Raw genomic sequence first — 12,343 nt, 5'->3', positions numbered from 1 at the left:
CGCTCATGCCTGGTGGGCCTCGCTGTTGTTAGGTTGGCTCTGGGCGATGCGCGCTTGCTGCTCCTGTTTCTTCGCTTCACGGGCTTCCATGAAACGGCGGATCAGCACGTAGAAGACCGGGGTCAGCAACAGGCCGAAGAAGGTCACGCCGAGCATCCCGGAGAACACCGCGACACCCATGGCATGGCGCATTTCAGCGCCGGCACCGGACGACAGCACCAGGGGCACCACGCCCATGATGAAGGCGATGGAGGTCATCAGGATCGGCCGCAGACGCAGGCGGCAGGCTTCCAGCACCGCGCTCAGGCGGTCCATGCCTTCGTCCTGTTTGTCCTTGGCGAACTCGACGATCAGGATCGCGTTCTTGCACGCCAGGCCCACCAGTACGATCAGGCCGATCTGGGTGAAGATGTTGTTGTCGCCACCGGACAGGATCACGCCCGCGATGGCCGACAGCAGGGTCATCGGCACGATCAGGATCACCGCCAGCGGCAGGCCCCAGCTCTCGTACAGTGCGGCCAGCACCAGGAAGGCGAGCAGCACGCAGAGCGGGAACACGTAGATCGCGGAGTTGCCGGCGAGGATCTGCTGGTAGGTCAGCTCGGTCCATTCGTAGGTCATGCCATTGGGCAACTCCTGCTTGAGCAGGCGCTCGATGGCGGCCTCGGCCTGGCCGGAGCTGTAGCCCGGTGCGGCGGCGCCGTTGATCTCGGCGGTGATGAAGCCGTTGTAGTGCATCACGCGGTCGGGGCCGGAGGTGTCGCTGATCTTGATGAAGGTCGCCAGCGGGACCATCTCACCCAGGTTGTTGCGCACCTTCAGCTGGCCGATCTGCTCGGGTTCGAGACGGAACTGCTGCTCGCCCTGGACGTTCACCTGGTAGGTGCGGCCGAAGCGGTTGAAGTCGTTCGCGTACAGCGAGCCGAGGTAGACCTGCAGGGTGTCGAAGATGTCGCTGATCGCCACGCCGTGGGTCTTGGCCTTTTCGCGGTCGATGGCGGCATCCACCTGCGGCACGTTCACCTGGTAGCTGGTGAACACCGACATCGGGTTCAGCTCCGGCAGCGCGCGGGCCTTGTTGAGGATGTTCTGGGTCTGTGCGTAGAGCTCCTCGTAACCGGCGTTGCCACGGTCTTCGATCTGCAGGCGGAAGCCGCCGATGGTGCCCAGCCCCTGTACCGGCGGCGGCGGGAAGATCGCGATGTAGGCGTCCTGGATATCCGCGAACTGCTTGTTCAGCTCGGCGGCGATCTCGTTGGCCGACATGCCCGGACCTTTACGCTCGCTGAAGTCCTTGAGCGGGGTGAAGACGATGCCGCTGTTGGGGCTGTTGGTGAAGCCGTTGATCGACAGGCCCGGGAAGGACACGGTGTGCTCGATGCCCGGGTGCTTGCCGGCGATTTCCGACATGCGCTTGATCACCGCTTCGGTGCGGTCCAGGGTGGCGGCGTCGGGCAGTTGCGCGAAGGCCACCAGGTACTGCTTGTCCTGCTGCGGCACGAAGCCGGTGGGGGTGCTGGAGAAGCCCAGGTAAGTCAGGCCGATCAGCCCCGCATAGAGCAGCAGCGCGATGGAGCTGCCACGCAGGACGCGGGTGACGGTGCCGACATAGCCGTGGCTGGCGCGGTCGAAGAAGCGGTTGAACGGACGGAACAGCCAGCCGCCGAGCAGCTTGTCCAGCAGCACCGAGAAGCGGTCCTTCGGCTCGTGGTGCCCCTTGAGCAGCACGGCGGACAGCGCCGGCGACAGGGTCAGCGAGTTGAACGCGGAGATCACCGTGGAGATCGCGATGGTCAGGGCGAACTGCCGGTAGAACTGCCCGGTGAGGCCGGATATGAACGCGGTGGGAATGAACACGGCGCACAGTACCAGCGCGGTGGCGATGATCGGCCCGGTCACTTCCTTCATGGCGCGCTTGGTCGCCTCGATGGGCGTGAGGCCCAGGCCGATGTTCCGCTCGACGTTCTCCACCACCACGATGGCGTCGTCCACCACGATGCCGATGGCCAGTACCAGACCGAACAGCGACAGCGCGTTGAGCGAGAAGCCGAAGGCGTGCATCACCGCGAAGGTACCGATCAGCGACACCGGCACCGCGGCCAGCGGGATGATCGAGGCGCGCCAGGTCTGCAGGAACAGCACGACCACCAGCACCACCAGGATCAGCGCTTCGAACAGGGTGTGCACCACGGCCTCGATGGAGCCGCGCACGAAGATGGTCGGGTCATAGACGATGGAGTAGTCCACGCCCTGGGGGAAGTCCTTCTTCAGCTCGGCCATCTTCTCGCGCACCAGGTTGGAGATGGCGATGGCGTTGGAACCGGGACGCTGGAAGATCGGGATGGCGACCGCCGGCTGGTTGTCCAGCAGCGAACGCAGGGCGTACTGGCTGGAGCCGAGTTCGACGCGGGCGATGTCCTTCAGGCGGGTGATCTCGCCGTCCGGGCCGCTGCGGATGATGATGTTCTCGAATTCTTCCTCGGTGACCAGGCGCCCCTGGGTGTTGATCGACAGCTGGAAGCTGGTGTCGCTCGGCGAGGGCGGTGCGCCCAGGGAGCCGGCGGCGACCTGGCGGTTCTGCTCGCGGATCGCGGCGACCACGTCGGTGGCGGTCAGGTTGCGCGAGGCGACCTTGTTCGGGTCCAGCCAGACGCGCAGGGAGTAGTCGCCCATGCCGAACAGCTGCACGTCGCCCACACCGTCCAGGCGCGCCAGCTCATCCTTGATATTGAGGATGGCGTAGTTGGACAGGTAGAGCATGTCGTAGCGGTTATCCGGCGAGGTCAGGTGCACGACCATGGTCAGGTCGGGCGAGGCCTTGTCGACGGTGATACCGATCCGCGTGACTTCCTCGGGCAGCTTGGGCTGCGTGCGGGTCACACGGTTCTGCACCTGCACCTGCGCGTTATCCAGGTCGGTGCCCAGGGCGAAGGTGATGGTCAGGGTCATCTTGCCGTCGGCGGTGGATTGCGAGGACATGTAGAGCATGTTCTCGACGCCGGTGATGGCCTGTTCCAGCGGCGCGGCGACGGTCTCGCCGATCACCTTGGGGTTGGCGCCGGGGAAGTTGGCGCGCACCACCACGGTGGGCGGCACCACTTCGGGGTATTCGCTGATCGGTAGCTGGAACAGCGAGATGGCCCCGCCGATCAGGATGATCAGCGAAAGCACGGCGGCGAAGATCGGCCGCTGGATGAAGAATTGCGAAAAGTTCATGGCTGGTTCCTGTCGCGAACGCTGCGGTTCGCCAAACCCGGGACAAAGGTCACCCAAGGCCCTGGTGGGACAGGGCCTGGTACATCAGTTCATGGATTACGGGTTGGGGTCAGCCGCGCGGAGCACCCGGCTTGGAGGATTTCTCGGCGACCTTCGGCGCTTCGAAGCTCTCCAGCGCACGACGCTGGCTTTCGAGGTTGGCGAGGGTTTCCTTGCTGGCCATCTCGACACCCTGGGCATCGACCTGGGCGCCCGGGCGAACCCGTTGCAGGCCGTTGACCACGATGCGGTCACCCTTCACCAGGCCGCTGCGGACGATACGCAGGCCTTCGAGTTTCGGGCCCAGTTCGATGCCGCGGTATTGCACCTTGCTGTCCTTGTCGAGCACCAGCACGAACTTCTTGCCCAGGTCGGTACCGACCGCTTCGTCCTTGATCAGCGCGGCGGGGTAGGTGCCGCTGCCGACCAGCTTGATGCGGGCGTACAGGCCGGGGGTGAACTGGTTGGCGTCGTTGTCGAACACGGCGCGGCCGCGGATGGTGCCGGTCTTGGGGTTGACCTGGTTGTCGAGGAAGTCCAGGCGGCCCTGGTGGGGGAAGCCGTCCTCGCCGGTCAGGCCCAGGTACACCGGGCTGCTGCCGCGAGCGTCCGGGCCGCCCTTGCGGGCGAGGTCGACGTACTTCAGGTAGACGCGCTCGTCGGCGTCGAAGTAGGCGTAGACCTTGTCGGTGGAGACCAGGGTGGTCAGCACGCTTTCGCCGCTGTTGACCAGGTTGCCGGCGGTGACTTCGGCGCGCGAGACGCGGCCGTCGATGGGCGCGGTGACCTGGGTGAACGACAGGTTCAGGCGGGCGTTGTCCAGTTCCGCCTGGGTCGCGGCGACCACGGCTTTCGCCTCGGTGGCGGCGGCGGTGCGGGCGTCGGCGAGTTCCGCGGAAATGGCGTTGGTGGCGCGCAGACGATCACCGCGGGACGCTTCGTTGACGGTACGGGTCTGGTTGGCGCGAGCCTGTTGCAGCTGGGCTTCCAGGCGGTGCACCTCGGCCTGGAACGGCCGCGGGTCGATCTGGAACAGCAGGTCGCCTTTCTTCACCAGTGCGCCCTCACGGAAGGCGACGCGGTCGATGTAGCCGGAGACGCGCGGACGCAGTTCGACGGACTCCGGAGCCTCCAGGCGGCCGGTGAACTCGTCCCATTCGTTGATCGGTTGCTCGATGACATCCGCCACGCTGACCTTGGGGGCGGCCATGTTCTGTGCCGCCTCCTGGCCCTTGCCGCAGGCGCTGAGAACCAGCACGGCGGCCAACGCCAACGGAATACGCAAGGTGTTCAGATTTCGCTCCATGGAAAGGACTCCGGCGATCTAATTGGTTTTGGGATTTCTGATGGAGCGGAGTCTGCGCAACGGGGCGCCCGGGAACTAATCGAACGAGCAGATTTTGATTATCACGCGCAGTGATAAATGCTTTTGCACTATGCGCAGGAATAGATAGAAGGAGTGGGCACGGGGTTTGCCGCTTTTAGCTCCCTCTCCCTTCAGGGAGAGGGTTGGGGAGAGGGGCTCGCCCCACGCTGATGCTTGGCTGAAACGACCTATTGTAGGAGCGAGCTTGCTCGCGAACCCGCATTGCACGGTGCTTGGAGTCGCGTAGGGCGAATAACGCTCCAGGCGTTATCCGCCGTGTCGTTGCCGGCGGATAACCTGTTCCAGGTTATGCGCCCTACGGTGGAGCCCACTGTGGGCGTCAGAGACTGTCCGGGTCACCCACGAACATGGTGATGCGCGAGCGCAGCCAGCGTTCGGCCGGGTCCTGGTCCTGGGCACCGCGCCAGACCATGGACAGCTCGGCCAGGCGCGTGGGGAAGGGCGGTTCCTCGGCGCGCAGGCCGCCGGCGGCGGTGAGGGCCAGGGCGACGTACTCGGGCACGGTGGCGATGATGTCGGTGCCGGCCAGCAACTGCGCAAGACCGACGAACTGCGGCACGGCCAGCACCACCTGGCGCTTGCGGTCCATCTCGGCGAGGGTCTGGTCGACGAAGCCGTCCAGGTCGCCGGCATAGGACACCAGTGCGTGCGGGCGCGCGCAGTAGTCATCGAGGGTCAGCGCGCCGGGTATCGAATCGGCACGCAGGATCTTCCAGGTGCTGCGGCGCAGGGTCTTGCGCTTGGCGTTGGCCGGCAGCTCGTCGGTGTAGCTCACGCCCACGGAGATTTCCCCGGAGGACAGCAGTTGCGGCATCAGCAGGTAGTTGGCGCGGCGCACCACCAGGGTGATGCCCGGCGCCTCGGAGCGCAGGCGACGCAGCAGCGGCGGCAGCAGGCCGAACTCCACGTCATCGGAAAGGCCGATGCGGAACACCGCCTTGCTGGTGGCCGGGTCGAAGTCGGCGGCGCGGCTCAGGGCGGTGGAGATGGAGTCCAGTGCCGGCGAGAGGTGGCCGAAGATTTCCTGCGCCCGTGCGGTGGGTTCCATGCTGCGCCCGGTGCGCACGAACAGCGGATCGTCGAACAGACCGCGCAGGCGCGCCAGGGCCGCACTGATCGCCGGCTGGCCGAGGAACAGCTTCTCGGCGGCGCGGGTCACGCTGCGTTCATGCATCAGCGTCTCGAAAACGATCAACAGGTTGAGATCAACCTTGCGGAGGTCGTTGCGGTTCATAGGGACTCCCTGGCGATGGGGGAAAAGTGGGGCCGAGCGTGTCCTGAGTCAAGTCTGTCAGATAAGTCCTTGATCAATTTCCACTTTTTTAATGAGAATCTCGCCCCGGCAGTGTGGTCAGACTCTGTAGGAACAGAGCCGCCCCGGTCCCTCCCGCAGCCCCGTCGCAGAGCCTTGCAGCCGCGCCGGACAAGGCTTTCAACGCGGGCCGAATCATCGGCGTTTATGTCAATTATCAATGGTGAACGGTGGCGTCACCCCTAAAGCCCGGATAGAGTCCGTGGCTATGAGCACTACTAAGGCGAGGTATGTGATGTCCCGCATGATCCGTTTCCACCAGTTCGGTGACGCCTCGGTCCTGAAGATCGAGGAAATGCCGACCCCGCAGCCGGGGCCGGGTGAAGTGCTGGTCCGTACCCAGGCACTGGGCGTCAGTTGGCGCGACGTGCTCTGGCGGCAGAACCTCGCCCCGGATCAGGCCAAGCTGCCGGCGGGCATCGGCTATGAACTCTCCGGCATCGTCGAAGCCGTGGGCGAGGGCGTTGAAGACCTCGAGCCCGGCGTGGCGGTGGCCAGTTTCCCGGCGAACTCGCCGAACCTGTACCCGGCCTGGGGCGACCACGTCATCGTGCCGCGCACCTCGCTGACCCGCTATCCCGAGGTGCTGACCCCGGTCGAAGCCGCCGTGCACTACACCGGCCTGCTGTATTCCTACTTCGCCCTGGTGGAGTTGGCACAGATCAAGCCCGGCCAGCGCGTGCTGATCACCGAGGCCGGTCATTGCCTCGCTCCGCAGGCGGTGCAGCTGGCCAAGGCGCTCGGCGCCCAGGTGATCGCCACCACCAGCCACGAGGAAACCCGCGAGTTTCTGAAGGGCCTGGGTGCGGACAAGATCATCTACACCGAGGAGCAGGACCTGGTGCTGGAAGTCGAGCGCTTCACCAAGGGTGAAGGCGTGGAGATTGTCCTCGACCAGTGCGCCGGCCCGCAGATGAAACTGCTGGGTGACGTCGCCGCGCCGCGCGGCAAGCTGATCCTCTACGGCATCAATGGCGGCAACGACGCCGCCTTCCCGGCCTGTGCGGCGTTCAAGAAGCACCTGCAGTTCTACCGTCACTGCGTGCTGGACTTCACCGGGCAACCGGAGATCGGCCTGACCCGCAACGACGAAGCCGTGCAACGGGCGCTGACCGCGATCAACCAGATGACCGCCGACCAGCTGCTCAAGCCGAGCATCGACCGGGTGTTCGACTTCGCCCAGTACCGCGACGCCAACTACTACATGGAAACCTGCCCAGGCGGCGGCCGTGTGGTGATGAAGATGCCGGAGTGATCCGACATCGGTAGCTGAAAAAAGCCACTCTTCGGAGTGGCTTTTTTATTGCCTGCGAAGCAGTCGTTGCGCTACGCAGCGGCTTGGAAACGATCGCGGACAGAGCCCGCTCCTACGCTCCGGGTAAACACCGTGTAGGAGCGCGCCATGCGCGCGATCGCGGGCATGGCCCGCTCCTGGAGGATTGCTCCGTTGCCACCAACCTACGTAGGAGCGGACTCTGTCCGCGATTGCTCACCGCCGGCATTACAGCCATCCTGCGTTGCGCCTGTCGGTCGCAGACCTGCGGAATAGAGCCTTCTATACACCGCTACATCCCCCGCAGTATCAGGCAAGCCTCGGGAGAACCAGGCAAACCGCTCGGCGCCTTCCTCGCGTATTGTCGCGGCACCTGCCGGCCCTGCGCCTAGGCTGAATCCATTGCGTGTCGGAGCCGCTGTGCTTCGCCTCCATCCATCACCCGCATGAAGAGGTGAATCCCCTGATGATTACCGTGAACCTGAACGGCAAGGACCACGAGCTCGACGCCCCCGGCGAGATGCCGCTGCTCTGGGCCATCCGCGATGTCGCCGGGCTGACCGGCACCAAGTACGGCTGCGGCATGGCACTGTGCGGCGCCTGCACCGTGCACATCGACGGCCAGCCGACGCGCTCCTGCGTCACCCCGCTGGCGGCGGTGGCCGGCAAGAAGATCACCACCATCGAGGCGGTGGCCGAGCAGGCCGCCGGCAAGGCGGTGCAGGAGGCCTGGCGCAAGCTCGACGTGGTGCAGTGCGGCTACTGCCAGTCCGGGCAGATCATGTCGGCCACCGCGCTGCTGGCCTCGAACAAGCAGCCCAGCGACGCCGACATCGACGCCGCCATGAGCGGCAACATCTGCCGCTGCGCCACCTATGCGCGGATCCGCGCGGCCATCCACGACGCCGCCCAGACCCTGGCCTGAGGATAGAAGTCATGCTCGAACCCCGTACCGACGAACAGCCGGCGCAGCCCGGCAGCATCCTCAACGTCAGCCGCCGCAGCTTCCTGCGTGGGGCCGGCGGCCTGGCCCTGGGCATCTACTTTGCGCCGCTGCTGGGCAAGCTGGGTGACGCCCAGGCGGCCAGTGATTTCGAAGCCAACGCCTTTGTGCGCATCGCCCCGGACGGCACCGTCACCGTGATCGCCAAGCACGTGGAAATGGGCCAGGGCAGCTACACCGGCCTGGCCACGCTGGTCGCCGAGGAACTGGACGCCGACTGGAACCACGTGCAGGTCGAAGGCGCACCGGCGGACGCCAAGCGCTATGCCAACCTGGCCTTCGGCAACCTGCAGGGTACCGGCGGCAGCAACGCGATGGCCAACTCCTTCGAGCAGATGCGCAAGGCCGGTGCCAGCGCCCGCGCCATGCTGGTCGGTGCGGCGGCGGAGCAGTGGAAGGTGCCGGCAGCGCAGATCGAAGTGCACGACGGCGTCATCAGCCATCCGGCTTCCGGGCGCAAGGCCGGCTTCGGCGAACTGGCCGAGGCGGCGGCGAAGCAGCCGGTGCCGGCGGAGGTGAAACTCAAGGACCCGAAGGACTTCAAGCTGATCGGCCAGGTCAAGCTGCCGCGCAAGGACAGCCCGTCCAAGACCGACGGCACCGCGCAATTCACCCAGGACGTGCACCTGCCGGACATGCTGGTGGCCGTGGTCGCCCACCCGCCACGCTTCGGCGGCGTGCCGGCGAAGGTCGATGCGAGCAAGGCCAAGGCCGTGCCCGGCGTGGTCGACGTGGTGCAGTTCCCCGGCAGCGAGCGGCGTTTCGCCGGCGTCGCGGTGCTGGCGAAGAACACTTGGGCCGCGCGCCAGGGCCGTGACGCGCTGCAGGTCGAGTGGGACGAAAGCAAGGCCTTCAAGATGGGCAGCAAGGAAATCTTCGCCCAGTACCGCGACATGGCTAGCAAGCCGGGCCTGGTGGCGCGCAACGAAGGTGACATCGGCAAGGCGCTGGAGAAGCCGGCGCACCTGATCGAGGCGGAGTACCAGTTCCCCTATCTGGCCCACGCCGCCATGGAGCCGCTGAACTGCGTGGTGTTCCTCAAGGAGGACGGCTGCCAGATCTGGAACGGCGAGCAGTGGCAGACCGGCGACCAGATGTCGGTGGCGCAGCTGCTGGGCATGCCGCCCGAGCAGGTGAGCATCACCCAGCTCTACGCTGGCGGCAGCTTCGGCCGCCGGGCCAATCCGCATTCGGATTACGTGCTGGAAGCGGTGGCCATCGCCAAGGCAGCCCGCGAGCAGGGCGTGAAGGTGCCGATCAAGATGGTCTGGACTCGCGAAGATGACACCCGCGCCGGCTACTACCGTCCGGCCTTCCTGCACCGCGCACGGCTGGCGGTGGATGCCCAGGGCAACCTGGTGGGCTGGGAGCAGCGACTGGTGGGGCAATCCTTCATTGTCGGCACGTCGTTCGAGAAGTTCATGGTCAAGGACGGCGTCGACAAGATCGCCGTCGAGGGGGCCGCCGACCTGCCTTACGCTGTGCCGAACCTGCGCGTCGAACAGGCGCTGGCGGAGAACGTTACGGTGCCGACCCAGTGGTGGCGTTCGGTGGGTCACACCCACACGGCGTTCTCCACCGAGACGCTGGTCGACGAAGCAGCCATTGCCGCCAGGCAGGACCCTTACGAATTCCGCCGCAAGCTGCTGGAAAAGCACCCGCGTCATCGTGGCGCGCTGGAGCTGGTGGCACAGCGGGCGAATTGGCTCGCGCCGCTGGAAAAAGGCAAGGACGGTGAGCAGCGCGGCCGTGGTATCGCCGTGCACGAGTCGTTCGGCAGCTTCGTCGCCCAGGTGGTCGAGGTGACCTACAAGGCGGACAAGAGCTTCAAGGTGGACCGCGTGGTCTGCGCAGTGGACTGCGGCCTGGCGATCAACCCGGACGTGATCAAGGCGCAGATGGAGGGAGGCATCGGCTTCGCCCTGTCGGCGGCGCTGCACAGCGCCATCACGCTGACCGACGGCAAGGTCGACCAGTCCAACTTCCACGACTTCCAGGTGCTGCGGATCAACGAGATGCCGGTGGTGGAGGTGCACATCGTGCCGTCCGCCGAACCGCCGACCGGTGTCGGTGAGCCGGGCGTGCCGCCCCTGGCGCCGGCGCTGGCCAACGCGCTGTTCGCGGCGACCGGCAAGCGTATCCGCACGCTACCGATCGGCAATCAGTTGCAGGCGTGAGGTTCGAAGCCTGAAGCAATAGCCCCGCGAATGCGGGGCTATTGCTTTGCAGGGTCTACGCTGAAAGAACCGCCGGGGCCTGCTCGCAGATCAGTTCGCGCAGCGCCCGGCGCTCCGACGGCGGCGTGGCGGCACGGAGCAGGGCGAGGCCACCGTCCTCGTCGGGGATGGCGATTTCGGTCTCGAAGTGCAGTTGCACCTCGTCCAGGGTGATGTAGGTGATGCGGTAGGCCTCGTCTAGGCTTTGCAGGGTGCTGGACATGGTCGCAGGCTCGATGTGGGAGGGCGCAGGGCCGATGGAGGCATCCTCGCGCTGTGCGGGCCAGCTCGGAAGTGAAACACCGTGATGGTGAACATCACCAAAGGCGATGGTGCCGGCGAGATTTTCCGGCATCTGTCATGCAGGACGAGTATCCTGCGCGGGCGTGCCCACACCGGGCACTTTGTAAATCGAACTGGAGCAGTGACATGAGCCGCGACAAGCAGCTTTTCCCGGAAGACGAAATCGGCGATGCCCTGTGGGCCCTGCAGGAAGACGGCGAAGACCTCTCCCTCGAGCATGAGGTGGAGTTCGCGGTGATCTTCCCGGACGAGCAGTCCGCCCTGGACTTCGCCATCATGCTGCTGCAGAACGGGCAGAAGGTGGCGTACTCCGAGTACGACGGCAACGACAAGCTGCCCTGGCAGGTCCTGGCCTACCCGGTGATGGAGCTCTCCCACGAGCACATCAGCGGCTACGCGGCGCTGCTGTCCGAGCACTCCGCTGACCTGGGCGGTCAGATGGACGGCTGGTCGGCGCTCTGATCGGCTGACGCTGCACGAGAAACGGCGCCTTCGGGCGCCGTTTTTGATTGCCGTAAGCGCACTGGGACGGGCAGGGATAACCCCGTAGGGCGCATAACGCGCCAGCGTTATCCGCCATGTGGGTGCCGGCGGATAACCTGTTCCAGGTTATGCGCCCTACGGTCCTGCAATCTTTCGCGGATAATGTCCGCCCCCACACCAGCGGATGCCACGGAGTCGAATTGTAGGATCGGGCCATGCCCGCGATCGCGCGCATGGCGCGCTCCTACAGGGGAGCACCGCGTTCGCAGGAAACGACCGTGCCAAATGAAAAGGCCCGCGCGAAGCGGGCCATTTCACGGCGGTGGACGGCTCACTCCGGCAACGGCGCCTGTCGCGCCACCTGGCGCAGCGCCTGCTCGTAGTAGTCGGTGCTCTGTGCCCCGGAGATCAGCTGGCGACCGTTGAGGATCACCGCCGGTACCGCGCGGATGCCATGGCTGGTGTAGAAATCCTCTTCGGTCACCACCTCGTCGGCGTAGGCGTCGCTGTCGAGGACTTCCCGGGCGCGCACGGCGTCCAGACCAACGCTGACGGCCACTTCCAGCAGCACTTCCGGGTCGCTCGGGTCGCGGCCTTCGCCGAAGTAGGCCTGCAGCAGCGCCTGCTTCAGCGCAATGTCGCGGTGGGATTCCCCCGCCCAGTGCAGCAGGCGGTGGGCGTCGAAGGTGTTGTAGATGCGGCTGCGCTTCTTCAGGTCGAAGTGCACGCCGACTTCCTCGCCCATGGAGCGCAGATGCTCCTGATTGCGGGCGATGTCCTCGGCGCTGCTGCCGTACTTGCGCTGCAGGTGCTCCACCAGGTCTTCCCCTTCGGCGGGCATGTCGGCATTCAGCTCGAAGGGCTTGATGCGCAGTTCCACGGTCAGTTCGCCGTCCACCCGGCGCATGGCTTCCAGCAGGCCGTTGAGGCCGATGGCGCACCAGGGGCAGACCACGTCGGAGACGAAATCGATGGTGATGGCGTCGCTCATGGGGCGAACTCCGGCAAATGGGCGAGCTTCCAGCATGGACCCGGAAGGGCATTGTGATCCAGTGGCGAGACGGCCGGGAGTGTTTCTGCAGGTTCGCCGGGCGCCGGCTCGGCATGCCCG

9 protein-coding genes are annotated in these 12,343 nt (G+C 65.8%); 4 read left to right on the top strand and 5 right to left on the bottom strand.

The genetic code is table 11. From position 1 onward, the window contains the following. Nucleotides 1-3: 3 nt before the first annotated feature. The 3 genes from J2T47_RS27910 to J2T47_RS27900 form a co-directional block, all read right to left on the bottom strand. Nucleotides 4-3,216: an efflux RND transporter permease subunit gene (locus tag J2T47_RS27910; RefSeq protein ID WP_253453842.1), complete on the bottom strand. Its 3,213-nt coding sequence runs from the start codon at nucleotides 3,214-3,216 to the stop codon at nucleotides 4-6. A 109-nt stretch (nucleotides 3,217-3,325) separates the two neighbouring features. Beyond that, nucleotides 3,326-4,561, bottom strand: a complete 1,236-nt coding sequence (gene mexE, locus J2T47_RS27905; RefSeq protein WP_253453840.1) for a multidrug efflux RND transporter periplasmic adaptor subunit MexE — start codon at nucleotides 4,559-4,561, stop codon at nucleotides 3,326-3,328. 400 nt (nucleotides 4,562-4,961) lie between these two features. Beyond that, nucleotides 4,962-5,876, bottom strand: a complete 915-nt coding sequence (locus J2T47_RS27900) for a LysR family transcriptional regulator (RefSeq protein ID WP_017517481.1) — start codon at nucleotides 5,874-5,876, stop codon at nucleotides 4,962-4,964. Between the two features lie 313 nt (nucleotides 5,877-6,189). Here J2T47_RS27900 and J2T47_RS27895 point away from each other — a divergent pair, with 313 nt between their 5' ends. The 3 genes from J2T47_RS27895 to J2T47_RS27885 all read left to right on the top strand — a co-directional run bounded on the left by J2T47_RS27895 (nucleotide 6,190) and on the right by J2T47_RS27885 (nucleotide 10,407). Continuing rightward, nucleotides 6,190-7,209, top strand: a complete 1,020-nt coding sequence (locus J2T47_RS27895; RefSeq protein ID WP_081516799.1) for a zinc-dependent alcohol dehydrogenase family protein — start codon at nucleotides 6,190-6,192, stop codon at nucleotides 7,207-7,209. A 484-nt stretch (nucleotides 7,210-7,693) separates the two neighbouring features. Beyond that, on the top strand, nucleotides 7,694-8,152 hold the full coding sequence (locus tag J2T47_RS27890) for a (2Fe-2S)-binding protein (protein ID WP_253453838.1): 459 nt from the start codon (nucleotides 7,694-7,696) through the stop codon (nucleotides 8,150-8,152). Between the two features lie 11 nt (nucleotides 8,153-8,163). After that, nucleotides 8,164-10,407 carry a xanthine dehydrogenase family protein molybdopterin-binding subunit gene (locus J2T47_RS27885; RefSeq protein ID WP_253453835.1) on the top strand — a complete coding sequence of 748 codons (2,244 nt, stop codon included), beginning with the start codon at nucleotides 8,164-8,166 and terminating at the stop codon, nucleotides 10,405-10,407. 55 nt (nucleotides 10,408-10,462) lie between these two features. Here J2T47_RS27885 and ptrC read toward each other — a convergent pair whose 3' ends face one another. Continuing rightward, nucleotides 10,463-10,669, bottom strand: a complete 207-nt coding sequence (gene ptrC, locus J2T47_RS27880; protein ID WP_253453833.1) for a type III secretion system co-regulatory protein PtrC — start codon at nucleotides 10,667-10,669, stop codon at nucleotides 10,463-10,465. A gap of 206 nt (nucleotides 10,670-10,875) precedes the next feature. On the opposite strand from ptrC, the gene J2T47_RS27875 reads away from it, so the two are divergent. Next, nucleotides 10,876-11,211, top strand: a complete 336-nt coding sequence (locus J2T47_RS27875) for a ribonuclease E inhibitor RraB (RefSeq protein WP_024762270.1) — start codon at nucleotides 10,876-10,878, stop codon at nucleotides 11,209-11,211. Nucleotides 11,212-11,563: 352 nt separating this feature from the next. Here the strand turns inward: J2T47_RS27875 and J2T47_RS27870 are convergent, their stop codons facing one another. Further along, nucleotides 11,564-12,223, bottom strand: coding sequence for a DsbA family oxidoreductase (locus tag J2T47_RS27870; RefSeq protein WP_253453831.1), 660 nt, complete (start codon nucleotides 12,221-12,223; stop codon nucleotides 11,564-11,566). Nucleotides 12,224-12,343: the final 120 nt, after the last annotated feature.

It is taken from the genome of Pseudomonas nitroreducens, from assembly GCF_024170165.1.
Lineage (GTDB): Bacteria > Pseudomonadota > Gammaproteobacteria > Pseudomonadales > Pseudomonadaceae > Pseudomonas > Pseudomonas nitroreducens_C.
Note: the sequence above shows the minus strand (reverse complement) of the source record. Positions and strands in the feature narration are given on the sequence as shown.